The 22448-nt window shown below is 62.3% G+C and carries 22 protein-coding genes and 2 pseudogenes; 10 read left to right on the top strand and 14 right to left on the bottom strand.

Features of this window, described 5'->3' with window-relative positions:
* Window positions 1-13: 13 nt before the first annotated feature.
* Window positions 14-1213: a PLP-dependent aminotransferase family protein gene (locus tag ACIQTZ_RS18655; RefSeq protein WP_402982777.1), complete on the top strand. Its 1200-nt coding sequence runs from the start codon at window positions 14-16 to the stop codon at window positions 1211-1213.
* Between the two features lie 240 nt (window positions 1214-1453).
* Here the strand turns inward: ACIQTZ_RS18655 and ACIQTZ_RS18650 are convergent, their stop codons facing one another.
* Entirely contained in the window at window positions 1454-2059 is a 606-nt protein-coding gene (locus tag ACIQTZ_RS18650; protein WP_402982776.1) for an Lrp/AsnC family transcriptional regulator, read from the bottom strand.
* Between the two features lie 322 nt (window positions 2060-2381).
* On the opposite strand from ACIQTZ_RS18650, the gene ACIQTZ_RS18645 reads away from it, so the two are divergent.
* Window positions 2382-3137: an SDR family NAD(P)-dependent oxidoreductase gene (locus ACIQTZ_RS18645; protein WP_402982774.1), complete on the top strand. Its 756-nt coding sequence runs from the start codon at window positions 2382-2384 to the stop codon at window positions 3135-3137.
* A gap of 859 nt (window positions 3138-3996) precedes the next feature.
* On the opposite strand, the gene ACIQTZ_RS18640 is transcribed toward ACIQTZ_RS18645, so the two are convergent.
* The 5 genes from ACIQTZ_RS18640 to ACIQTZ_RS18620 all read right to left on the bottom strand — a co-directional run bounded on the left by ACIQTZ_RS18640 (window position 3997) and on the right by ACIQTZ_RS18620 (window position 9319).
* Entirely contained in the window at window positions 3997-4641 is a 645-nt protein-coding gene (locus tag ACIQTZ_RS18640) for an RraA family protein (RefSeq protein ID WP_402946605.1), read from the bottom strand.
* A gap of 125 nt (window positions 4642-4766) precedes the next feature.
* On the bottom strand, window positions 4767-5738 hold the full coding sequence (gene rarD / locus ACIQTZ_RS18635; RefSeq protein ID WP_402946607.1) for an EamA family transporter RarD: 972 nt from the start codon (window positions 5736-5738) through the stop codon (window positions 4767-4769).
* A gap of 211 nt (window positions 5739-5949) precedes the next feature.
* Window positions 5950-7398 (bottom strand): amino acid permease, encoded by a 1449-nt coding sequence (locus tag ACIQTZ_RS18630; RefSeq protein ID WP_402946609.1) that lies wholly within the window; start codon window positions 7396-7398, stop codon window positions 5950-5952.
* 176 nt (window positions 7399-7574) lie between these two features.
* Window positions 7575-8039 (bottom strand): RidA family protein, encoded by a 465-nt coding sequence (locus ACIQTZ_RS18625; protein WP_402946611.1) that lies wholly within the window; start codon window positions 8037-8039, stop codon window positions 7575-7577.
* Between the two features lie 47 nt (window positions 8040-8086).
* Window positions 8087-9319, bottom strand: a complete 1233-nt coding sequence (locus ACIQTZ_RS18620) for a MalY/PatB family protein (RefSeq protein ID WP_402982772.1) — start codon at window positions 9317-9319, stop codon at window positions 8087-8089.
* Window positions 9320-9543: 224 nt separating this feature from the next.
* Here ACIQTZ_RS18620 and ACIQTZ_RS18615 point away from each other — a divergent pair, with 224 nt between their 5' ends.
* Window positions 9544-9993: an Lrp/AsnC family transcriptional regulator gene (locus ACIQTZ_RS18615; RefSeq protein WP_402946615.1), complete on the top strand. Its 450-nt coding sequence runs from the start codon at window positions 9544-9546 to the stop codon at window positions 9991-9993.
* Between the two features lie 33 nt (window positions 9994-10026).
* Window positions 10027-11130, top strand: coding sequence for a branched-chain amino acid aminotransferase (locus ACIQTZ_RS18610; RefSeq protein ID WP_402946617.1), 1104 nt, complete (start codon window positions 10027-10029; stop codon window positions 11128-11130).
* 75 nt (window positions 11131-11205) lie between these two features.
* Here ACIQTZ_RS18610 and ACIQTZ_RS18605 read toward each other — a convergent pair whose 3' ends face one another.
* From ACIQTZ_RS18605 to ACIQTZ_RS18595, 3 genes are all read right to left on the bottom strand, one after another.
* Window positions 11206-11577 (bottom strand): carboxymuconolactone decarboxylase family protein, encoded by a 372-nt coding sequence (locus tag ACIQTZ_RS18605; RefSeq protein WP_402982770.1) that lies wholly within the window; start codon window positions 11575-11577, stop codon window positions 11206-11208.
* A gap of 78 nt (window positions 11578-11655) precedes the next feature.
* Complete coding sequence (locus tag ACIQTZ_RS18600; protein WP_402982768.1) at window positions 11656-12765, bottom strand: flavin monoamine oxidase family protein; 1110 nt, start codon at window positions 12763-12765, stop codon at window positions 11656-11658.
* The gene (locus ACIQTZ_RS18595; protein ID WP_402946623.1) at window positions 12758-13780 is read right to left on the bottom strand and encodes an alcohol dehydrogenase catalytic domain-containing protein; all 1023 of its coding nucleotides are present in this window, start codon (window positions 13778-13780) and stop codon (window positions 12758-12760) included. The genes ACIQTZ_RS18600 and ACIQTZ_RS18595 overlap by 8 nt, the downstream gene beginning before the upstream one ends.
* A gap of 117 nt (window positions 13781-13897) precedes the next feature.
* On the opposite strand from ACIQTZ_RS18595, the gene ACIQTZ_RS18590 reads away from it, so the two are divergent.
* The gene (locus ACIQTZ_RS18590; protein ID WP_402982766.1) at window positions 13898-14842 is read left to right on the top strand and encodes a LysR family transcriptional regulator; all 945 of its coding nucleotides are present in this window, start codon (window positions 13898-13900) and stop codon (window positions 14840-14842) included.
* A 96-nt stretch (window positions 14843-14938) separates the two neighbouring features.
* Here the strand turns inward: ACIQTZ_RS18590 and ACIQTZ_RS18585 are convergent, their stop codons facing one another.
* Both ACIQTZ_RS18585 and ACIQTZ_RS18580 read right to left on the bottom strand, forming a co-directional pair.
* Window positions 14939-15220: a hypothetical protein gene (locus tag ACIQTZ_RS18585; protein ID WP_402946627.1), complete on the bottom strand. Its 282-nt coding sequence runs from the start codon at window positions 15218-15220 to the stop codon at window positions 14939-14941.
* 115 nt (window positions 15221-15335) lie between these two features.
* Window positions 15336-16034, bottom strand: coding sequence for a GntR family transcriptional regulator (locus tag ACIQTZ_RS18580; protein WP_402946629.1), 699 nt, complete (start codon window positions 16032-16034; stop codon window positions 15336-15338).
* 219 nt (window positions 16035-16253) lie between these two features.
* On the opposite strand from ACIQTZ_RS18580, the gene ACIQTZ_RS18575 reads away from it, so the two are divergent.
* The 5 genes and pseudogenes from ACIQTZ_RS18575 to ACIQTZ_RS18555 all read left to right on the top strand — a co-directional run bounded on the left by ACIQTZ_RS18575 (window position 16254) and on the right by ACIQTZ_RS18555 (window position 19903).
* Entirely contained in the window at window positions 16254-17534 is a 1281-nt protein-coding gene (locus ACIQTZ_RS18575) for an MFS transporter (protein WP_402946631.1), read from the top strand.
* Between the two features lie 143 nt (window positions 17535-17677).
* On the top strand, window positions 17678-18409 hold the full coding sequence (locus ACIQTZ_RS18570) for a DsbA family protein (protein WP_402982765.1): 732 nt from the start codon (window positions 17678-17680) through the stop codon (window positions 18407-18409).
* Window positions 18406-18924 (top strand): annotated as a pseudogene (locus ACIQTZ_RS18565) (cytochrome c biogenesis CcdA family protein); the annotation flags it as partial. The gene ACIQTZ_RS18570 and the pseudogene ACIQTZ_RS18565, both read left to right, overlap by 4 nt.
* Before the next feature lie 115 nt (window positions 18925-19039).
* Window positions 19040-19288, top strand: a pseudogene (locus tag ACIQTZ_RS18560) (hypothetical protein); the annotation flags it as partial.
* Window positions 19289-19360: 72 nt separating this feature from the next.
* Entirely contained in the window at window positions 19361-19903 is a 543-nt protein-coding gene (locus ACIQTZ_RS18555; protein ID WP_402946927.1) for an IclR family transcriptional regulator, read from the top strand.
* Window positions 19904-20637: 734 nt separating this feature from the next.
* Here ACIQTZ_RS18555 and ACIQTZ_RS18550 read toward each other — a convergent pair.
* The 3 genes from ACIQTZ_RS18550 to ACIQTZ_RS18540 all read right to left on the bottom strand — a co-directional run bounded on the left by ACIQTZ_RS18550 (window position 20638) and on the right by ACIQTZ_RS18540 (window position 22310).
* The gene (locus tag ACIQTZ_RS18550) at window positions 20638-20850 is read right to left on the bottom strand and encodes a hypothetical protein (protein ID WP_402946635.1); all 213 of its coding nucleotides are present in this window, start codon (window positions 20848-20850) and stop codon (window positions 20638-20640) included.
* 310 nt (window positions 20851-21160) lie between these two features.
* Window positions 21161-21628, bottom strand: coding sequence for a hypothetical protein (locus ACIQTZ_RS18545; RefSeq protein ID WP_402982763.1), 468 nt, complete (start codon window positions 21626-21628; stop codon window positions 21161-21163).
* A 187-nt stretch (window positions 21629-21815) separates the two neighbouring features.
* The gene (locus ACIQTZ_RS18540) at window positions 21816-22310 is read right to left on the bottom strand and encodes a hypothetical protein (RefSeq protein WP_402946639.1); all 495 of its coding nucleotides are present in this window, start codon (window positions 22308-22310) and stop codon (window positions 21816-21818) included.
* Window positions 22311-22448: the final 138 nt, after the last annotated feature.

Here is a 22448-nt window from a genome sequence, read left to right as displayed (position 1 = left end):
GGAGCAGCCCAACGTGCGTTCGACGGATTTGCTGAATAACAACACCCGCATGCTGGGCAGCTCACCTATCCGGGACCTGCTCGAAAAATCATTCGACCCCGGCATAATAAGCTTCGCCGGCGGCAATCCCGCCGCGGAATTCTTCGACGTCGAAGGAATGAGCCGCTCTTTTCAGGCGGTCATGGACCGCTACGGCCGCCGGGCAATGCAGTACTCCTCCACTGACGGCGAGCCGGAGATGCGTGCGGCCGCAGCGTCCCGAACCGCAGAAATGGGCGTACCGACAGACCCCGACCAGGTCCTCATCACTACAGGTTCACAGCAAGGCATAGGGCTGCTGGGACAGACTCTTATTAACCACGGTGACGTCGTCCTCGTCGAGAACCCAACCTTCGTCTCGGCACTCCTGGCCTTCTCACTACAAGGTGCGCGCTTCAAAACGATCCACAGCGACGAGAACGGAGCCGTTCCGGAATCCTTGGAAGAAGCTATCCGCAGATGGAAACCAAAGGCCGTCTACCTCATCCCAACTTTCCAGAACCCAACCGGCTCTACCCTCACTCAGGAACGGCGGACCCGGATTGCGGACATCCTCGCTGAAGCCAACGTCTGGCTGATAGAGGATGACCCTTACTCCGACATCCGTTTCACCAACGAAAAACATATCCCGATCTCGGCCGACCCCCGGTTGAACACACGTTCTTTCCTGTTGAACTCCCTGTCAAAGGTTCTTGCACCAGGTATCCGCATTGGCTGGATCCGTTCTCCAAAGGACGTCCTGCCATACCTGAGCCGGGTAAAGCAGGCATCTACTCTCCAATCCTCAACCATTGATCAGCTCGCGGCTGCCCACTACCTCCAGAACAACGATCTGCCCAGCAGGCTTGCTCCGGTGAAGGCCGAATACATGAACCGCAGGGATCACCTCATGAAGGGGCTGATGGCCGCCCTGCCAGCCGGTACTGACATAACCCGACCCAAGGGCGGGCTGTTCATCTGGGCACGCCTGCCGGCAGGCTTCAATGCGTCCGTCATGCTCGAATCAGCCCTACTTGCTGGAACCATGTTCATCCCCGGGGCGCCGTTCTACGTCGAAGAAGCGGACCAACGAACCATGCGGTTCTCGTATTCGTCCAACCCGGTCGGGCAGGCAGAGCTGGGTTTGACGCGTTTGGCAAACGCCTTTGCGGAACCGCCCCTTCTGGTGCAGTAGCTGCGTTTCGCATAGACAGGATCCACGAAACGTTACAAGAAGACCCTTTGTGCTTGAGAACACGCGGCCGGGCAGGCCGGCATCAAACGGGTCGTTCGTTTGACGTCAGAACCCTGATGTCAGGCATCCCTGACCGAACTGGTTTGCGTCCTTCGAAGCGCGCAAACTGCTGCGCAGCTGGGGTTCCGGGTCCGGCTGCACAGTGCCAGTAAGAGAGCCTTGGCGCTGCTGCGCAGAGCCCTAGAGGTCGTTGGCCCCTGCTGCGCGGCGACTCTCAGCCGCCTGGTGGGAGTGATCAGCCTGTATCTGAGTAATCAGGTCGTGGGCGAAAGGCTTGGAAGGCATTTCGGCGACCGTGGTCATGGTGGATGTTCCCTGGGTTCCGGGGATCTGCCAGATCCTATCCAGCAGTAGCGTGCGCAAGTGGTTATTGTCCCGCACTCGTATACGGACAAGCAGATCTAGGTTGCCCGTGACCATGTTGACGTCCTCCACTTCAGGGATCTCCCAGAGCTGGGACATCATCGCCGCAACATCACTGCCCTCGGACGCGGTCACGGAGAGGAACACCGTCTCAGTGAACCCCACCGCCGTCCAGTTAATCTGCGCTGAATAACCGGTGATGACACCGGACCGTTCCAACCGCGCCATCCGCTCACCGATTGTCGGCGCCGACACGCGCAGCGTTGCCGCCAGCGTCCGCTGCGAGGCTCTGCCGTCAGAGATAAGTTCCTTCAGCAGTGCCAGATCGAGCTCATCAAGCGGGGCTGCCGCAACCGGCGATGCCGCAACCTGGCGGACCCGGGACAACGAGGCCCCATTACTGTTGGGTGCAGCTGGACTCATCGGTGCGTTCGCTCTCACTCGCTCTTACGGACTGCAACGATCCTACAACCTGTAACAACAAATGCCAGATCTTGGCGCCCCGTTCTTTACAAACGAAATGTGGATCTACCGACCCCGCAACGAGGCGGGACCGGTTGCGGCCGCTCCCTACCCAGTCATCAGCAGCCCAAGGACCACGAACCTCGAGCCGATCAAAACACGCACGCGAAAGATTTATGGCCAATCTACGTGATATTTGATAGATTGAAACTATACTGGATTTGCAAATGCTACTTTCATGCTGTTTGTACCTTTATGAATGAGAACACGAAAGGTTGTTTCCATGTCCCGTCTTGATGGTCGGATTGTCCTTATCACCGGCGCTGCAGGCGGTATCGGCTCCGCCGTTGCCCGAACGGTCGTGGCTGACGGCGGCGAGGTCATCCTCCACGACGTCAACGAAGACGCCGTCGCTGCCTTGGCTCATGAATTGGGTAATGCCGCGACGACGCTCACGGCCAACCTTGCAGAGGCCAAGGAAACCGAACAACTTTGGGCCGATGCCTTGGCGCTGCACGGCCGGATCGATGTGCTGGTCAATAATGCTGGCATCTATCCGCCCGCTCCGATCGATGCCCACCTTGAGGACTGGATCTCCGTGTGGGACCTTTCCCTGGCGGTAAACCTGAAGGCGCCGGCCATTCTCTGCAAGGAAGCAGTAAAAACCTACGCCCTTCAGGACAGAGGCGGCATCATCATCAATCTCGCATCCCGTGCAGCATTCCGCGGGGAGGACCCGGATTACTGGCATTACGCTGCGGCCAAGGCCGGTGTTGTGGCGATGACGCGCACTATCGCCCGGCAGAACGGCCGCCAAGGCGCGACAGCCTTCGCCATCGCACCGGGCTACGTAGATACGTCCCTGAACAAGGTCTTTGCAGAAAGCGTCGGTGTCCAGGCCGCAGCCGACCAGACAGGCCTGGGTGAAGTCGCCCAGCCGCAGGACATCGCCAACATCATCGCCTTCCTGGCCACCGGCCTGGCGAGGCATGCAACCGGCACCACCATCGACGTCAATGGAGCCAGCTACGTCCGCTAACCGACCTCTCCAAGGGGGAACGCTGGTCGTTCGGATGTCGGTCTTGGCGACTGACCTCCAGTCAGCGCTGTGGTGATCGGCATCCTGCTACTGGTCATCGGATTTGATCCAGTCGGGCCACAAGGTCGTGCCCCTGCCCGGGAGTGCAAAGCCCTCATTTATCCAAGGCTGATTGACGAACCTTTGGACCACATCGGCCGAGTAGGTCAGCGAGTAATTACCCCGGGTTAGCTGTTGAAGGGGGCCCGGCGTCAGGCCATCTTCAACCTTCCCCAGGAAACGGGTCATGACCACAACCCAACTCACAACTGAATGACACTCCCTGCAGGGCTCCTATATCGAAGCCTGGCTGTACGACAAGCTCTACCGCAGTGGCTACGTAGGTCATACCATGCCGGACTCGAGTGGCCTGTGGCTGGAGGCCAAGGAGGGCCAGCTTCGGGAATACATTGATAAAGACAGCGGCTACCGCGTACATACTGCAGCGTCTCCGGCCTAGGCGCATGTGGTGCAGTAGACCCGCCGCCGGGGCAGCCCGCACCGAAACCCTTAACGTCGGCGCTCAGGCCCGGCGCAGCAAAGCGCCTGCGGGGAGCAGCCTTGCCCGAACGGTCGGCTTCCGGACCAGGTCCCGGATAACTTGTCCGGTTATTCGTGTTTCCCCAGCCGATCCAGGACAAAGTAAGCCAGCCACACCGCGAGTTCAGTCCCGGCGCTGAATGTGCAGGCATGATCCCGCCAATCGACTTTGGACTCGCCAGTTCCTCTCGAATGCCGAGGCAGCCCTGCTTGGCGTCCTTCCCCAGGTGCCTGCTTGTCTGACGCTCGCAGCGCCACCGTGTCAGAGGCGACAGAGCGTCTATGAAGGGAGCACCACCTCGCTGATCCTGCCCCGGATTTGCTGCTCAAGATCCTCTTGCCCGGGGAGGGCGATCAGTGTTTCGAGGAGCTCGGACTGGGGGATGACGACTATTCCGTCCACGTCCCCAATGACGGCATCCCCAGGACTGCACACAATGCCGCCACACGCGACAGGCTTTCCGACGTAGCCCGGTCCGTTTTGGGATGGTCCCGCAGGAACTACTGCTCTGGCAAAGACCGCGAGTCCCATTTCGTTGAGCTCTTCAATATCCCTGACTGCACCGTCAACAATGACGCCGCGGACGCCCTTACTGAGACAGATTTCCGCGAGTATTCCCCCAAAGACGGCGCGATGAACCAGGCCTTTACCCGAGACGACGAGCACGTCGCCCGCTCTTGCCTCATCCAGGCCCCGGTGGATGGCAAGGTTGTCGCCTTCCCAGATCTGGATGGGCAGCACTGCCCCGGCCAGACGTACACCCGGCGTAAGACACCGGATGTCGGAGGACATCACGTCCATTCGTTTGCGGGCGTCACTGATCAGCGCTGACGGGTAGGCGGCGACGGAGTTTACAAGTTCGATATCTGGGCGCTGCCATTGCGGGTACACCGCAATGTTTTCGGCGGAGGTCTTGATATACATGGTCTTCCTTGATTACGGGCGCGAACTGGTCTGACTCAAAGGCAATGGCAGGTTAGCCGATTTCAACGGGCATGAGCAGGCTAAGTCAAAGGCATGCCAAGCAGCCTTCCGCGTGCCGGAAGCCCTCATGACAATCTTCTGCCTCTTCCCCCGGCCCTGACCATATCCACCACGAGAGCGACCAGAGCAAGCCAGATGATCCCGAAGCCTATCCAGCGTTCGAAGGTCATGGCTTCCCGGAAAAGGACCACCGCGACCAAGAATTGGAGAACAGGGGTGATGTACTGCAACAGCCCGATCGTCACCATCGACAGTCGCCGGGCGGAAGCACCAAAAAAGATCAGGGGAATGGCCGTAACGACACCTGAGAGTGCCAACAACCAGAAATGGCCGGGACCCTCAGTGGTAAGAGTCGCCGCACCGTTAGCGGCCAGAATTGCCAAAACGACCACAGCAAAGGGAGTCAGTACCACTGTTTCCACGCTCAGGCTGCTGACCGCATCAACCTTCGAGCCAACCCTCTTCTTGACAAAACCGTAGAGGCTGAAGGATGCGGCCAGCGACAATGCAATCCAGGGCAACTTTCCGTAGGAGATTGCCAGGACACCGACGGCAACGACTCCGATGCCGACTGCAACCCACTGCAAGGGACGCAGTGATTCCCTGAAAACAGCAACGCCGAGGAGGACAGAGGCGAGGGGATTGACAAAGTACCCCAAGGAGGCCTCAACAGTTTGGTTGGATGTCACCGCGTAGATGTAGATCAGCCAGTTCGCACCGATGAGCAAGGCTGCCACAATCAGCTGCCCGAAGATCGCTCGGTTCCTGAAAACGCCGGCAAAAGCCGCCCCGGATCGTGTCAGAGCAACCAACAGCACGCAGAACAACAGCGACCAGACCACCCTGCTGGCAACGATCTCCAGGGCATCCGCGGGCTGCAAAATGTAGAAGTAAAGCGGAAACAGGCCCCAAATTCCATACGCGCTTATCCCGAAAAGAATCCCCGCGGCGCCACCCTTTTCACCTGCCCCGGAAGGCCCTGCTTCCGGAGTGGTTCGTAAGCGGTCAGTCTCAGGGAGGGAATCGGAGCCGGGCACCGTCCCATGACATCATCAATTTTTGCATGTGGCAAGTAAGCTCACATTATATCCCACTAAAAGTAAAGAAATATGGCCTCTGATCTTTACATGCATTAATCGATCCCATCATGTCCTCGACCGTCCGACATTGGCTAGGCGAGGCTCAAGGGGGCGTCCGCTTGTGGCGGCCGCCCCCTTGGCTCTTTGCTACATGCGCATGTGCCGTGGCCTACGAATGAACGGAAACAGGCGAGTTGTCCGGAGTCGTCTCCGTGCGTGGGCGCTTGGTGTAGATGCGGTAGACGGCGTACACGACGGCGACCCAGGTTGCGGAGACGTAGAGAGAGATCCGGTCGTCAGGGTCGATGGCAAGGGCGATCAGCACCCAGGCGATGAAGGCGAGGGCGATGTAGTTGCTGTAGGGCGCGAAGGGCATCTTGTATTTGAGTTCGTCGAGGCGGCCTTCGCGGGCGCGGGTTTTGCGGAAGCGCAGGTGGCTGATGAGGATGGATCCCCACGCGCAGATGAGTCCGAAGACGGTGACGGAGGCGAAGATTTCGAAGACCTGCTCGGGCATGAGGAAGTTCAGTGCGACGCCGGCGAACATGGTGCCGAAGACCATCATGATGGCTTTGGAGGGGACGTTGCGGCTGTTGACGGTGCCGAGGAATTTGGGGGCGTTGCCTTGGAGGGAGAGGTTGTAGAAGGTGCGGCTGTTGCTGAAGACGCTGGCGTTCACGGCTGAGAGGACAGCGGTCATGATGACGAGGTTCATGATGGTGGCTGCGGCTGGGATGCCGATGTGGGTGAAGACTTCGACGAAGGGGCTGCCTTTTCCGGTGAGGGAGGTCCACGGGAAGATTGAGATCAGTACGGTGATGGCGCCGACGTAGAAGATCAGGAGACGCCAGAAGGTGGCGTTGACGGCTTTGGGCATGGTCTTTTCGATGTTTTCGGTTTCGCCTGCGGCGAAGCCGAGGTTTTCGATGCCGCCGAAGGCGAAGGCGACCATGACCACGGCCATCAGGATGCCGCTTATGCCGTTGGGGAGGAATCCTCCGTTGTCGACGAGGTTGCTGAAGCCGACCGGGTTTCCGTTATTGCCGAGGCCGAAGAAGATCATGGCCAGACCGAAGACGATCAGCCCGATGATGGCGATGACCTTTACGAGGGAGAACGCGAACTCGGCTTCTCCGTAGATGCGGACACCGATGATGTTTACGGTGAACATGATTGCCACCGCGGCGAGGGCTGTGACCCAGATGGGTAGGTCCGGGAACCAGAATTGGGCGAATTTTCCGAGGGCGTTCAGTTCGGCGGCGCTGGTGGCGAGGAGGAAGATGAAGGCGTTCCAGCCGTTGAGGAAGCCGGCGAAACGGTGCATGTAGCGGTTGGCGTAGGAGATGTAGCCGCCGGAGACGGGTTCGGCGACTGACATTTCGCCCAGGGCGCGCATCACGAAGTAGATGGCTCCGGCGGCGAGCAGGTAGGTGATGATGATGGCTGGCCCGGCGGTGCGGATGGCGCTGGCGGAACCGTAGAACAGGCCTGTGCCGATCGCTCCGCCGATGGCGATCATTTGCAGGTGGCGGCTTTTCAGGGCCCTTTTGAGGTTTTCTTTTTCGAACTTCGGGGTGGTGTTCCCTACAGTGGTGCTTGCGGCACGTGTTTCAGCCATGTCGGCCCTTCTTTGCATGAGGTCCTTCTTCGTTGAAGGCTCGCCTGGGGTGGGGGATTGCCCGGTGCCAGCCGGTGGATCCCCTTGGTGTGGTGCTGTCCGCGCGGACGAAAGATCCGCGGTATCTGGCCGGCGGCGGTGTGTTCCGCCGCCGGTTGGTTGTCGTGTGGTTTGGGCTAGTCGATTTCGACGATGGCTTCGACTTCGACCGGGGCGTTCAGCGGCAGGGCGGCCATCCCGACGGCGGATCTGGCGTGCTGGCCCCGTTCGGCGAAGGCTTCGGCGAGCAGCTCGGAAGCGCCGTTGGCGACCAGGTGGTGGTCGGTGAAGCCGTCGGCGCCTGCGACGAACACGGTGATTTTGACCAGCCGCTTGACCCGGTCAAGGTCACCGAGGGCGTCGCGGAGCTGGGCCAGGACGTTGATGGCACACCAGCGGGCCACTTCCCGGCCCTCGGTGGTGTCCAGGTCACGGCCGAGCAGGCCGGTGGCCGTCAGGGTGCCGTTCTTGAGGGGGAGCTGGCCGGAGGTAAAAATTAGGTTCCCTGTTTGGACCCAGGGAACATATTTCGCGGCGGCCGTACCGGGTTCGGGCAGGTCGATGCCCATTTTTTCGAGCCGGTCAAGGGTTGTCGTAGTCATGGTGTGCCTTTCGGTGCGTCGTTCTCGGGTAGCGATTGATCGGTGTTTTAGTTCACGGCGGTGAGGAGTCGGTTGATGGCTTCGTCGACCGTGGTGCGGGGACAGCCGAGGTTCACGCGCATGTAGCCGTGGCCTTCGGCCCCGAATTTTTGGCCTTTGTCGAGCCACAGCCGGGCGTCCAGGAGCATGAACCGGTCCAGGGCTTCGGCGTCCAAGCCCAGGTCCCGGCAGTCCATCCAGGCCAGGTAGAGCGAGTCGGCCGGCAGGACCTTGATTTTGTCGGTGCCGGCGTTGATGGTCTTTGCGAAGTGGGCGTGGTTTCCGCGCAAGTAGGTGAGGAGTTCGTCGACCCAGGGCTCCCCGTGGGTGTAGGCGGCTTCGGCGGCGACCATGCCCAAGGTGTTGACCAGCGGGAACATGTTGCGGTCGTACTGGCGCAGGAATTCTGCCCGGAGCCGGGCATCGGGAATGAACACGTTGGCGCTTTGCAGGCCGGGCAGGTTGAAGGTTTTGCTCGGGGCCGTGCAGGTGATGCTGTTCCGGGCGAAGTCCAGGCCGAGGGAAGCGAACGGGATGTGCTTCTTGGCGGGGTTGATGATGAGGTCCTGATGGATCTCATCGGAGATGACCAGGACTCCCTGGCGGGCGCAGATCTCTCCCATGGTCCGCAGTTCTTCTTCGGACCATACGTTGCCGGTCGGGTTGTGCGGGTGGCTGAGGATGAAGATCTTGGTGTCGGGCCGGATGGCCATTTCGAAGATCTCGGCGTTGAACCGGTACCCGTCCTGCGTGCGTTCCAGGGGAGCGAGTGCGAGGTGTCGGCCGTTGAGCAGGACGTCGTTATGGAAGTGTGCGTAAACCGGAGGCTGGATCAGGACGGAGTCTCCAGGGGCGGAGAACGCCTGGACAGCAACTTTGAGGCTGGTGATGATGCCGGAGGTCTGGCAAACCCAGGCCGGGTCTACGTCCCAGCCGAAGCGGCGTGCCTGCCAGCCGGTCACGGCCTGGACATAGCTGGACGTAGCTCCTCCCGGGTAGCCGAAAATACCGTAGGAGACGGCCTCATGCAGTGCCTCCAGAACGGGGGCCGGGGCCTTGAAGTCGGTGTCCGCCACCCACATCGGCAACGGATCGGCGGCTGCTTCGTCCGGGCGCAGAAGCGCCTTCGCCGACGCCCACTTCATGGAGTTGGACTGGCGGCGGTCCACAACCTCATCCAGAAGGGAGGGTCCGGTCACGGACGGGGCTTCACGTTCTGCCAGGAGTGGCTGGGTGTTCACGGGTGGTTCCTTTGGTTGATCGGCCTGCCTCGCACCGTGACCTCTCTGGTGAGGTGTCAGCGGCGGGGTGGTGTGTAGCTGACGTACTGGCAGGACCTCCAGGTTTGGGCTGGGAACCCCCACCGAAGTGATCTGCCTTACATAGGAATAGATTAGTTCGATTGGGCCGCAATTCGTTTGCTACTTTTCAGCTGCAAACCCTTCTATGTGCTAACTTTTTGAATATGGACACCCTAGATCGCAAGATTATTGCCCTCCTTCAGGAGGAGGGCAGGATCACACTCACGGATCTGGCCGACAAGGTCAGCCTGAGCCTGTCCCGTTGCCAACGACGGGTTCGGGATCTGGAAGAGCAGGGAGTGATCACCGGCTACCGGGCCGTGGTCAACGCCCCAGCCATGGGCTTTGGCTTTGAAGTGCTGGTGTTCGCTACCTTGACCAAAGCCGGAGCAGTCGATGAATTCGACTCCGCGCTGGCCGGTATCCCGCAGATCATTGAGGCGCAGCGCCTGTTCGGTGAACCCGACTACCTGATCCGGGTGGCCTGCGCCGACCTGCCTGCCTATCAGCGCCTCTATGACACCGTCCTGACGAAGTTGCCCGGCCTGGCAGGGCTGAACTCAACGATCGTCATGAAGCAGATCGTCGCTCCGCGGCCACTGCCCATCGCCTAAGCCACGCCTCAAGCCAACCCACAAGGACCCCCAATGCCTGAACCAACCTCCAATGCCCTGCAGTTCACCCGCACACCTGCCACCGACCCAACACCGACGGCCGAGCGTCAAAAGATCCTCGAGGATCCCGGCTTTGGTGACCACTTCACAGACCACATGGTCAGCATCCACTACTCGCCAGGGACCGGCTGGCACGACGGCCACGTCAACCCCTACGGACCGCTGCAGCTTGACCCGTCTGCCGGGGTCTTCCACTACGGACAGGAAATCTTTGAGGGCCTGAAGGCCTACCGGCACCAAGACGGCTCCATCTGGTCATTCCGGCCCGAGGAAAATGCCGCCCGCTTCCAGCGCTCGGCCCGGCGCATGGTCATGCCCGACCTTCCGGTGGGCCTGTTCCTGGACTCCCTCAAGGAACTCATCAGCGTTGACGGGGCGTGGGTTCCATCAGCGCCCGGGACGAGCCTGTATCTGCGGCCCTTCATGTTCGCCGCGGAAGCCTTCCTGGGCGTCCGGTCATCGATGGAGTACGCCTATCATCTGATCGCCAGCCCGGCCGGCGCCTACTTCACAGGTGGGGTCAAACCCGTATCGATCTGGCTGTCGGAACAATGGACCCGCGCCGGCAAGGGCGGCACCGGGGCGGCGAAGACCGGCGGGAACTACGCTGCGGGCCTGCTGCCCCAGGCCGAAGCCTACGACAACGGCTGCGCGCAGGTGCTCTTCCTGGATTCCGTGGAAGGAAGATACGTTGAGGAGCTCGGCGGCATGAACGTCGTACTGGTCCGCAAGGACGGTTCGCTGCTCACTCCCGCCTCGGACACCATCCTGGAGGGCATCACCCTGAAATCAGTGCTGCAGCTGGCCAAGGACGCCGGGCGTGAGGTGGAGCAGCGCCCCGTGACCCTCCAGGAATGGCGCGATGGGGTCGCCTCCGGGGACATTGTGGAAATGTTCGCCTGCGGCACAGCGGCAGCGATCACCCCCATCGGAGAATTGAAGTCCGCGTCCTTCACCGCCGGAGACATCACCGCCCCTCCCGGTGAGGTGACCATGGAACTGCGTCAGCACATCGCCGACATCCAGTACGGCCACGCCGCAGACCGACACGGCTGGATGCTCCGCCTGGACGCCTGACAGGCCCGTGAACAGCCAACGACGGCGGGTTCCCGGCTCTTTGTGGCCGGGAACCCGCCGCCGTTGGCCCGCGTCTTAGGCCACGGCCTCGACGTCGAGTTTCTCGTTGGTCTCGGCCTCGGCCTGCTTGAAGAATTTCATGGCCATGAAACCGTGGGCGTAACCGCCGCCGGCGCGCAGCACGCTGGTGATCATCACGGTCTCCGCAAGTTCAGCCTCCGTGGCACCGGCTTCCTGGGCTGCTTTGGAGTGCGCCTCGATGCAGTATGCGCACTGGGTGGTCAGCCCAACGGCCACTGCGATGAGTTCTGTGTATTTGCGCGGGATGACCTTGGCCTCGCTGTCGATAGCGGCGTGGTCGAACGCCTGCAGGGCCTTGAATGCCTCAGGCGCTCCGGAACGGAGGTAACGGGCGAACTGGTTGTCGTTGTGCTCGTGGTACGTCATGGTTGTATCTCTTTTCTCCTACTTAAAGGCCAGGAGAGTCTTCCCCGGGCCTGGTCCGTGCCCTATGAACCGGGCAGGTCAACGGGAAGGCGCGGCGGCCGGCGCCGGAGTTTCACTGACCCGGCGGGCAGCTGCGAATCCGGCCCGCACGGCGCCTTCGATGTGGCCAGGAAAAGCCGGGGACACCTCGGTCGAGGCCCAGTGCAGCCGTCCGAATACGGGCAGCTGGAAGACATCGGCCCCGTACAGGTCGGTGCGTGCGTACGGGTGCACTGTCTGTGGGGCTGTGTACTGCTCCCGGCTCCAGTCCACAACACGGACCTCGGAAGGCTCTGCGGCATGGGTGCCAAAAATCCGGGACAACTGGTGGACGAAGACCTCCCCAATCTCATCCAAGGGCACTCCGGCCAGCCCGGCCGAGGGCGCGAACCCGAACAATGCTGCGGGTGAGCCGCCGGGACCGCTGTGGTCGTGGAACTCGCGGAACGGGCCGGCGTGGCTGATGGCCGAACCCGACAGTCCGGCCCGCCGCCAGCGTGCCTGGTCAAAGAGGGCAACAGCTTTGACCATGCTGCCCATCCACACCGCCGTTGATGCCGCAGCCAGAACAAGATCAGCGGGCAGTGCTGGGGTGAACCGGATCTGTTCCACGGCCAGCGCCGGTGGCAGAGCAAGGATGACCTGATCAGCATCTGCTGTGAGCGTGCGCGACTGGACCCGGACCACACCGTCAGGGAGAATCTCCACCGAACGGACGGGCTCATCCAGCCGCAGGACCCCCTCCGGCAACCGGCCAGCCAGCGCGGAAACCATGCCGCCGGCGCCGTGGGCGAACCGCCGCGCCGGGACATCCACGGGGTTGCCCTGCAGGCGCTGGACGCCTGCAGGGGCGGATTCATACAGGGCGTCCCCTGCCAGATGCTGGGGAAAGGTTTCCACACCGAGTTGGTCGGTGATCGCCTCGACGAACCCCTCATGATCCCAGAACCACGTCCCGCCCAAATCGACCGCACCCGGACCTGCTGCGCCCGGGGCTATCTGGTGGCTCACCAGTCGTCCTCCGACCCGGGAACGTGCCTCGCACACCAGCACGGAGTAGCCGTTCCTGCCCAGGGCCTCGGCTGCGACCAGCCCCGCCGCGCCGGCCCCGACGACGATGACGTCATATCGTCTTCGTTCTTCAGCCACGCCAGGAGCCTTCCAGAACGATGCGGAAGCGCGCCTGGCCGCCGCGCAAGCGGGCGACGGCTTCGCTGGCCCGGGCCAAGGGCATCGTCTCTACGATGGGCTTGACGTCGTGATGAAGGGCAAAACGCATGGCCTCCTCGGTATCGTGAGCGCTGCCGGTCAAGTGTCCTTTGATGACCTGGCTGTTCATGACCAGCCGTGCCACCGAAATGTCGAGATGGCCGCTGTCCACGCCCACCACCGTCAGGGTCCCGCGCACCCGCAAGCCCGTGAGCAGTTCCGGGACGGCGGTGGTCGTTGATGAGGTGCTGAGGATCAAATCGGCGCCACCGAGGCGATGCAGGGCCGCTCCGGCCGGCTCCGCCTCACTGTCGATGTAGTGACCGGCGCCCAACTGACGGGCCAGGGTTTCGCGGCCGGCCCCGCGGGCAATAGCGACCACCTCGTGACCCATCTTCGCTGCGAACTGCACCGCAAGGTGGCCCAGGCCGCCGACGCCGAAAACAGCGACACGGCTTCCCGGGGCGAGGCTGGCATGCCTGAGCGCGTTGTAGGTGGTTACGCCCGCGCAGCCCATGGGGGCAGCGTCGATGAAGCCCAACCCTTCAGGGATACGGGCCAGCGCTTCAGCAGGCACGGTGACCGACTCGGCCCATCCCCCCGGGTACGAGAGGCCGGGGACCTTCCGGTCAGGGCAATGCACCACATCTCCGCGACGGCAGTAACTGCACTGCCCGCAACTGCCGCCAAACCACCCAACGGCCACCCGGTCACCCACCTGCCACTCACCGGCGTCGGGGCCGACCTCGGCGATCACGCCGGCCACTTCATGCCCCGGCGTCACTGGCCGATCCCGGCTGCCCGACCGGGACGTGGCCAGATCGGCGTAGCAGACACCGCTCGCCGCAACAGCGACCCTGACCTGTCCGCGGGCCGCGGGCCCGACCCGGACCTGCTCCGCGTCGAAGGTCGCTTCCGGGCCGCGTGCCCGCATCATCAGGGCAGTGTCTGCCATCAGTGCTCCAATCAAGTCGGTCCATGGGCGCCGGGCGGACGCCCAAGGAATGAGGGTAGGCAGTGGGGCGCCTTCCCCGGAAGGCGACTGTCCTGAATAATGCGATAGCCTTTTGTTATGGCTGAGCGGTGGGCGATAGAGAACCTTCGGTATGTGCAGGCAGTGACGGAAACCCGTTCCTTCAGCGCCGCCGCGCGCGCTTACGGGGTCACACAGCCGGCGTTGTCCAATGGTGTGGCGAAGTTGGAGGAACAACTGGGGGAGAGGTTGTTCGAACGCTCACCGCGTGGGGTTAGCCCGACAGCCTTCGGTTCCCATCTTCTGCCGCTGATCGACCAGGCTGTGGCCGCGGTGGACAAGATCGCTGCTGAAGCCGGTCGGTGGAGCAACCGCGGCAGCGACAGTATCCGGATGGGCGTCTCGCCGCTGATCAACCCCCGGCTGATTGCTGCGGCCTACAATGCCGTGTGCCGGCACGCGGACGCACCGGCTACGCGGACGCTGGTACTTCGGGAGGCCAACATGGACGAACTCCACGATGCGCTGCTGGCCGAGGAACTGGACATCATCCTGATCCCCTCGGTCCTGCCCCTGCCCCGGTACACCCACCGCATTGTCGATTCCGAACCGATGGTGATCGTCGAAGGCCGAAATGACGGCGCCACCGGGCCGATCCAGGTCAGCGACATCGGCATAAGATCCTTGATCCTCGTTCCCAACGCCTGTGGCCTGACAACGTTCACCCGGGATCTTTTCAGTTCCCGGGAACTTCCCCTGAATACCTATCCAGGGGAAGCCTCGAGCTACCGGATGCTTGAACAGTGGGCCGACCTCGGGTTGGGGACCGCGCTGCTGCCGCAGTCAAAACTGACCAACCCCGACACGGCCCGCCGGCCCCTGCTCGACCAGGACCAGGAAGTCGAAATCTTCTATGAAGCCGTCTGGGACCCCAGATCCCCCCTGGCAGCCGAACTCGAAGACCTCGCCTCACACATCACGCACCTGCCCCATGCCGCGGCGGGCACGGCATGGGTGGAACCGGCGGCTCAGCCCGGACCGTAGCTCGGGTTCCCCGCCCTGCAGACTCCCGGCCGCAATACTCGGCACTGTGCTGTCCCATGCTTCGGGCAGTACCGTGGCCGGGAATGTGGGTGTCGGCTAGATGCTGTCGTAGATGCGCACTTCGGGAGCGCTTTTCAGGTAGGGCTCCAGAGCGGTGACGACATCCTGGTTGAACAGTTCGCTGCCGAGGTAGGACTGGGCGCACGCGACGCTCCCGAATCCGTGGAGGACCTGGACGTCATCTTCCCTGATGAGCAGCTCCTTGCTCTGCGCGCCGCCGATGCTCTCCAGGAACGGCTGCTTGTACTTCTCGTAGACGGCAGCTGCAGCCGGGCGGTTTTCTTCGGCAATGTCGAGGGTGATTTCCAGATAGGCCATGAAGGTTCCTTTCATTGGTGCAGGTAGCGGCGGTCGCCAGCTGCTCTGACAGAAATGTAGAAGGAATCCGGCACAGTCAGTAGCCCCGATACGGAAATGGGCTCATAACTTCCCCTTATCGTTGCAAGTCGTCCTGGATGTGCCGTGGCCCGTAGGAGAGATGGGCCGGTGTGCCCACGGGGGCCGTGGAGATCTCGCCGATATGCCCGCGCAGGACCTCTGCGAAGGCGGCCGCGTTGCCGTTACGGAGGTTCTCCACCAAGGCCTCATGTTCGTCGATGATGTCCATGCACCGCTCCAGCAGCCTGGTCCCGGCGGCGAACAGGACAAAACGGTGACGGTCTGACAACCGGTCGTACAGCTCCAGCAGCACTCCGCTGCCACCGGCCTCGACAATGCCCCGATGGAAGGCCAGTGTCAGGCCGATGAACCGGCGGACATCGCCGGCAGCGAACGCTTCCCGCTGCCTGTCGACAGAGTCCTGCAATGCTTCCGCCAAGCTTCGCCGCAGCGCCTCCGGGGCCCTGTCGACAGCTGTTGTCTCCAGGACGAAACGGGCATCGGCGAGCTCGACTACCGTGCGTTCGCTGACTCCCTGGACCAAGGCCCCCCGCTTCGGATACACCGTGATCCACCCCTCGTCCTGCAGGCGGGCCAGGGCGACACGTACCGGGGTGCGGCTCATCCCCAGCGACGCCGCCAGCGGAGCTTCACCCAGCATTGTGCCGGGTTGGTGGGTTCCATCAACGATGCAATCCCTGATCACTTGATAGGCACGCTCAGCCGCGCTGGTGCCACCACCCTCACCGGACATTTGCCACGCTCCTCCCGGCCGCAGCCAAAACACCATGCATTCACGTGGTGTCCAGCCTACCGAAGAACAGCACACCAATACCACTGGGATGCATCTTGTATCCTAGATGTGGAAGTCTGCGTTTGGCGTCGATATCCGCTGTACGCGCCGTGCAAGCGGAGCCGCAGTTCCCGCTCACCGCCCGGCCACCCGGCTGGCCCTGGAACCATAGGACTCGTTTTGACTCACCTCCAACCCGGCACTGGCCTGCAGAGCCCGTCCACCACTGCGCCGACCCATGATGAACTGCAACGCAGAACCATGCGCGTGCTGGTCCTCATGCAGATAGTGGGCACGGTGGGAGTGGGCATCGCGCCGTCCATCGGCATCCTCCTGGCCAGCCAGGTGACCGACAACGAGGCGTGGGCAGGGCTCGCCCGGACGGCAAGCACCCTCGGCGCGGCGCTGCTGGGCTTGCCGCTGGGCAATCTGGCCGCCCGCTTCGGGCGCCGCTTCGCTCTCTCCAGCGGCTGGTGGACTGCCGCTGCTGGCAGTGCCATCCTTGTGGTCGCTGCGCAGGTCAGCCACGTGGTGCTGCTCTTCGTCGGACTGCTGCTCATTGGCGCCGGTTCTGCCGTAAGCCTTCAGGCACGCTTCGCCGCTACCGATCTGGCCAAACCCCACCACAAAGGCAGGGCGCTGGCCCTGATCGTGTGGGTGGGAACCATTGGCTCCGTGCTCGGGCCCAACCTGGGGATCCCCGGAGAATTCATCAGCGAACGGACCGGCCTGACCGTCTACGCCAGCGCGTTCCTCATCGCGGCCGTTTGCCTGGCCATCGCCGGGGTCCTGGTGTTCGTCTGGCTTCGGCCCGACCCGCTCGCCGTCCTCCAGGCCGACTCTGCTGCTGCACCTTCCCAGGGCCGGAAGAACAGCAAAATCCGGCTGATCCTCGCCGAGCTCAGGATCAATCGCTCAGCACGCTACGCGGTCATCGCGATCCTCAGCGCACAAATCGTCATGGTTGCCATCATGACCATGACGCCGGTGCACATGACCCACCAGGGCGGCTCCATCACGCTGGTCGGCATCACCATCAGCCTTCACATCCTGGGAATGTACGCGTTCGCCCCGGCCGTCGGGCTTATGGCGGACCGTCTCGGGCACAGGCTGACCATCGGGGCGGGCATCTGGGTCTTCGCGGCATCATTGTCCATCGCAGCCCTCCAGCCCCACGACACCACCTGGATCATCACGTCGCTGATCCTCCTCGGGCTGGGCTGGTCACTGATGAATGTCGCAGCTTCGGCGCTGTTCAGCATGGTCGTCTCGGCCCAGACGCGGGCCTCATCCCAGGGCGGCGTCGACGCCATCTCCAACCTCTGCGGCGCCGCCGCCGCATTCGGCGCTGGACCGCTCCTGGCCCTCAGCAACTTCTCCACGCTGGCCGTCCTCGCAGTCGCCGCCTTGATCCCGATCTTCATCCTGACCCTCCGGGGGCATACGAGCAGCGGATCCTGAAGGAAACGCCCCGCGCCGGCGCGTGGACTGGCGCCCGCTGGCCGATAGCCCGTGATGGGCATCGGTTCAGAGCGCCGCCGCCCGTGACCAACGCGGGCCAGAGCCGGAGTGTCTTGTTGCATCCAACATGTATCCTAGTTGGCATGTTGAATAAGAAGGCTGGTCAGGGCGCCGCGATGCCGCCGAAGAGACGCTTCAGGGGGCGCTGGATCCTCTACGCCGCCGCCGCGGGTCGACTGCGGCCCTCATTCTCTTCATGGCCCTTCGAGGGCAGGGTCGGAATGAGGCGTCCATGGGATCGCCATCATCGGAGGCAGGCGCCGTGGTGGCAGCCGACCCGGGGAAGTCCGCTGGGGATCGGTTCCAAGGATGCCCCGGTTGTTCTCATCGAATGGGCGGACGCGCGTTGTCCGTACTGTGCCTTGTTCACGCAGGAGACGCTTCCGACGTTGCTGAAGGACTATGTTGACAGCGGCAAGGTCCGTTTCGAGTTCCGCGATGTCGCGATGTTCGGTGAACAGTCCGTCAGCGCGGGCACGGGGATCCGGGCGGCGGCTGCACAGGAACCGTTCCATGCCTACCTCACGACCTTGTACGGGGCGGCTGAGGGCCATGAGCACCCTGACCTGCCACGGGAGAAGCTCATCGAGTTTGCCCGCACGGCCGGTGTCCCCGACATGGACCGTTTCGAAGCCGATCTGGGAAGTGAGGCCTTGCGCCAGGCAGTACTTGCCTCCACGACCGATGCGCGCAGGCTCGGCGTTACGGGTGTGCCCCTGTTCCTCGCCGGCGACAGGGTCCTTTCGGGGGCCCAGCCGGTGGAGGTCTTCAAACAGGTTCTTGACGAAGCCTTGCAGGCCGCCGAAACGAAATGACGGTTACCGTGGCCGGGGCTTTCCTAGGGGGAGTTCTGGCATTGCTCAGTCCGTGTTCGGCGATGATCCTGCCGTCCTTTTTCTCTTACGCCTTCACAAACCCAGCAAGACTCCTGCAACGCACGGGGGTCTTCTATCTGGGCCTTGTGACCACCTTGGTTCCGCTGGGCATTCTGGCCGGAACGAGTGGAGCCTTCCTCAGCGAGCACCGCGGGGGACTCGTCCGTGGCGTGTCCATCGCCGTGATCTGCCTTGGGGTCCTGCAACTGAGCGGGCTGTCGTTGCCGGTGTTGGGCATGACCGCTGCAGGCACCACGTCCACGCTGTCGGTGTACTTGTTGGGTACCGTGTACGGGTTGGCGAGCAGCTGCGCCGGCCCGGTGCTCGGATCCGTTCTGGCTCTTGCCGCGCTCGGCGGAGATGCTGTCTCCGGCGGGATCCTGTTGGCCGTCTTTGCCCTGGGCATGGCGCTTCCGCTGGTGGTCCTTTCCCTTTCCTGGCAGCGAACGCCCTGGGCCAAATCCATCGCACGGCCACGGGGGATCCGCATCGGTCCGTGGACCAACACCTGGTCCGGTGTCCTCGGCGGCCTGCTGGGCATCGCTTTGGGAGTGTTCCTGGTGATGACCGATGGGACCAACACGCTGGGCGGAATCCTCTCGGCGGCCCGGCAGGCGGACCTGGAAGCCTGGACGTTGTCTGTCAGCCGGGACATACCGGACTGGGCGATGCCCGCCACCGCTGCAGCGTTGGCAGGATCGGTCTGGGTTCTTCGCAGGATCAAAAGCGGTCGAGGTGTGGAAACGGCCGGGGAGAGAGCAGCCCATGACGGCGACGGAGCTCCTGGGCTTGGGACGATCCACCGTCCACAGGCTGCTGAACACCCTCGAACAGGAAGGATTCGTCCGCAAAGACTCCTTCAACCGGGGTTACCGGGCCGGCAGGGTGCTGGTGTCCATCGGTATTGCCGCAGTCGGGGACATTGACGTCCGCAAGAAGGCGCACGTTTTCATGGAGGAACTGGGGGCCTCGACTGGGGAGACCGTTCATCTTTTCGTGCTCGAAGGAGGCAGCGCCCGCATCATCGACGGCGTGGGGAGTCCACAGGCAGTGCGTGTGGCCACAGCCATCGGCGCCCTCTACCCGGCGCACGCTACGGCAGGCGGCAAAGCGTTGCTCGCCGCTTTGCCCGGTGACCAGCTTCGCGCCATGTATTCCCGGGGTTTGCCCCGATTTACCGACTTCACCCAGACACGCTGGGAAGCCTTCGAACCGGAAATCGAAATGATCCGCAGGCAGGGCTTCGCCGTAAACCGCGGAGAAGCCCAAGACGGCGTCTGCGGGGTAGCCGTTCCCATCTTCGACCGCGCCAGGCGACTGGTCGCCTCCTTGGCTCTGTCCGTCCCCAGGGACAGGATCAATGACGAAAGAATCGAAAACCTTGCCACGGAACTGCGTCACCACGCTGCGGACATAGGCGAAGTCCTCGTGTAGACGAACACAGTGTCCCAAGCAAACGTTAAGGTTTCTTCAGCAAGAGCTTCATCGCCACGCCACGCATCACGCTTACCCGAACGCAATGAGTCAGTTAGGGACACCGGGCACGCTGGTAATTCTGCTTAGCATCGCAAACTTGAGCGGACAGGGATTTTGAACCGACTCGCGGGGGCCTCCGTCATCCACAACTCCTTACCTGATCCACCACATCGTCGTAGCCCAGATCGAACGACCGTGCACAGCTCCCGGTTGGGGCGAGAGTGAGGGTGGCATCGAGTTCTTTATAGATGCCAATAGTGGAGGCAGTGACGGCTTCGGCGACGTCGAGCCGGTCAAGGTTAACCACTCAACTTCAGCAGTGCCGGCTAACCCGTAGGACGTTGCAGTTCTTTGAGTTGTGCTCTGACTTGGGCCGGAGTGGATCAACGTGACGTTCTCCGAAACCTCCCAGGTTGTTGTCCTTGCGCTTTAGAGGAAGTTTCACTTACTCGACTAGTAGGTTGCAGTTCCGGCCGCTATCTGCCCGCGTAGTGGTCTGCGATGACGATGTATTAGGTGGTGGTGTATTCGGCGATGCCTTCAAACGCAGAAGCTGCTTCCGATACATGGATGGCAGACACGGGTTGGCTGACGAACCCACTTCCGCACTCGATCTGTCGGTTCAAGCCCAGATTCTCAACCTGCTCCTTGAACTTGAGGGCACCCAAGGCCTAGTGATCATCTCTCACGACCTAGCCGTCGTGCAGCATCTCACAACCGAACTTGTTGTGCTCTACAAAGGAAACATCGTGGAACATGGGCAGACAGCCGAAGTACTCAGGAACCCACAGCACACTTATACGCACCAGCTCGTTGCAGCAAGTGCCCTGCGAGTCAGCCTTTAATCGCCCGATCATAACCGTCGGGGCATATAGATCACGCCGGGCGCCTTCCAGAATGCTCAAGACGCACCAGGCTAGAGCTCCGCTAGCCCGTAAACGCAGTGGGCATACTTGCTCGGCGCGGGAGCATCTTTGATACTCCGACTTCGGTGGCCGCCGGGAACGCCTATGCGGCCGCCAGGACCCGCCGGGGGCGCTTCCCGCAGCAAAATAGCCGGCACGGCTAACTATCGTTTAATGCGCGATTCTCTCGTCTAATGACGCCTCGCCTTGGAACGCCGATAACGGATATTCCGTCAAGCTGGCGGGAATCGTCCGGCGAGCCAATCAGGACAGTCCATTCGGCCGTCCCAGGGCGGGGTGGTGGTTGGAGTTAGGGGCAGTTCAGGGTTCCGGTGAGGGGTTGGCCGATCCAGGTGTTCGTGGAGTTGGGGACTTTGTAATAGCCGCGGATTTGGTAGGTCCAGGTGCCGGTGAGGTTGCTGGCGTTCTGGACTCCGGAGTTGTAGGACTTTCCGGCTGTTTTGCTCAGGTCGCCGGTGAATTGGACAACGCCATCCGGGTCGATGATTTTCAGCTCGTGGTAGTTCGCGTAGGCAACGTTAGTGAAGGCACCGACGCTGATCTTCACCTGGCCGAACCAGAGGAATGAGTCGCAGGACTTCGTGACGGTGACCGTGTTCGCTGCGGGGGCCGGGATGCGGGCCGCGGTGACAACCGTGGCTCCGGTTTCGGTGTCGTTGAACTTCGCGTGGGCCGGTGACAGCTGCACACCCATGATCAGGAACACTGCGGCGAGGATGATGGCTGGTATCTGCCAGATGATGCTCTTGCCGTGCATGCGTTTTCCGTCCCCCGGGGTGCTGCTCTTTTGCTTCGTTTCCAGTGTGTCCGGTCAGGCTCAGGAAAGACCGGGGTGAACACTCAAGGTCCGCTCAAGAACAGTCGAGGCGTTCAGGGAATGGTCAGAGATAACAAGAAACAGGATGAAGACAACGCGGCAGGAGTACCTTGGCTGTGGTCGCGGTTCAGAGACTTCGGAGTTGTTGGCTGTGCAGTAGTTCGACGGAGTCGTCAGGGACCTGGACGGGTTTGCTCACCGGGGTTTGGGTGTGATCAAGGAACACGCGGTAGTACATGCCCTTCCGGTGGGGTTCCACCCGGTAGACGTGGGGCATCCATTGATGACCGAGGATTGCCTCCACCCACGCCTCGCACTCCGTGGGGACCAATGTTGCCAAGGTGCCGGTTTGGCGGCGGTGCCCGGCCATGCCGATGGTCACGCAACAGCCACTCACTTCCGGGGAAGGACTGAACCGCCGCACGTCCTCAAGATCTGCCACAACGGTGAGGTTGGTTCCCGCACCTGTCACCGAGGGCACCGGGCCGATCCGGCCCAGCCGTCGGGCTGCGTGGATCCCAGTCGGCCCGGGTGTGCAGAACCTGAGTTCCCGCATCACGTCGTCCACGACCTGGCCATGGGCCACCCGGATGCGGTGGCTGAGTTCTGAAGCGCTGTTCATGACTACTCCCTGCAGGTAACCGAGCTGGATGCGGGGTGGTTACTTGACGGTTTCGGTGCGTTGGGTGCCGGTGAAGGAGAAGGCGATGGTGGAGGTGGCGCCTTGGAAGGTGTTGTCCGCGGTGGTGGGGAACGCGGT

Source organism: Paenarthrobacter sp. NPDC090520, from assembly GCF_044769205.1.
Classification (GTDB): domain Bacteria; phylum Actinomycetota; class Actinomycetes; order Actinomycetales; family Micrococcaceae; genus Arthrobacter.
The sequence above is the reverse complement of the archived record's forward strand: the minus strand, read 5'-3'. Positions and strand labels throughout refer to the sequence as shown.

Excerpts from the sequence above, each read along its gene's own strand:
- ACIQTZ_RS18650 (WP_402982776.1), bottom strand. The coding sequence starts at position 2,059 with ATGAGTCCAGCTGCACCCAACAGTAATGGGGCCTCGTTGTCCCGGGTC.
- ACIQTZ_RS18645 (WP_402982774.1), top strand. The coding sequence starts at position 2,382 with ATGTCCCGTCTTGATGGTCGGATTGTCCTTATCACCGGCGCTGCAGGC.
- ACIQTZ_RS18640 (WP_402946605.1), bottom strand. The coding sequence starts at position 4,641 with ATGTATATCAAGACCTCCGCCGAAAACATTGCGGTGTACCCGCAATGG.
- ACIQTZ_RS18630 (WP_402946609.1), bottom strand. The coding sequence starts at position 7,398 with ATGGCTGAAACACGTGCCGCAAGCACCACTGTAGGGAACACCACCCCG.
- ACIQTZ_RS18625 (WP_402946611.1), bottom strand. The coding sequence starts at position 8,039 with ATGACTACGACAACCCTTGACCGGCTCGAAAAAATGGGCATCGACCTG.
- ACIQTZ_RS18615 (WP_402946615.1), top strand. The coding sequence starts at position 9,544 with ATGGACACCCTAGATCGCAAGATTATTGCCCTCCTTCAGGAGGAGGGC.
- ACIQTZ_RS18610 (WP_402946617.1), top strand. The coding sequence starts at position 10,027 with ATGCCTGAACCAACCTCCAATGCCCTGCAGTTCACCCGCACACCTGCC.
- ACIQTZ_RS18605 (WP_402982770.1), bottom strand. The coding sequence starts at position 11,577 with ATGACGTACCACGAGCACAACGACAACCAGTTCGCCCGTTACCTCCGT.
- ACIQTZ_RS18595 (WP_402946623.1), bottom strand. The coding sequence starts at position 13,780 with ATGGCAGACACTGCCCTGATGATGCGGGCACGCGGCCCGGAAGCGACC.
- ACIQTZ_RS18590 (WP_402982766.1), top strand. The coding sequence starts at position 13,898 with ATGGCTGAGCGGTGGGCGATAGAGAACCTTCGGTATGTGCAGGCAGTG.
- ACIQTZ_RS18585 (WP_402946627.1), bottom strand. The coding sequence starts at position 15,220 with ATGGCCTATCTGGAAATCACCCTCGACATTGCCGAAGAAAACCGCCCG.
- ACIQTZ_RS18580 (WP_402946629.1), bottom strand. The coding sequence starts at position 16,034 with ATGTCCGGTGAGGGTGGTGGCACCAGCGCGGCTGAGCGTGCCTATCAA.
- ACIQTZ_RS18570 (WP_402982765.1), top strand. The coding sequence starts at position 17,678 with ATGTTGAATAAGAAGGCTGGTCAGGGCGCCGCGATGCCGCCGAAGAGA.
- ACIQTZ_RS18545 (WP_402982763.1), bottom strand. The coding sequence starts at position 21,628 with ATGCACGGCAAGAGCATCATCTGGCAGATACCAGCCATCATCCTCGCC.
- ACIQTZ_RS18540 (WP_402946639.1), bottom strand. The coding sequence starts at position 22,310 with ATGAACAGCGCTTCAGAACTCAGCCACCGCATCCGGGTGGCCCATGGC.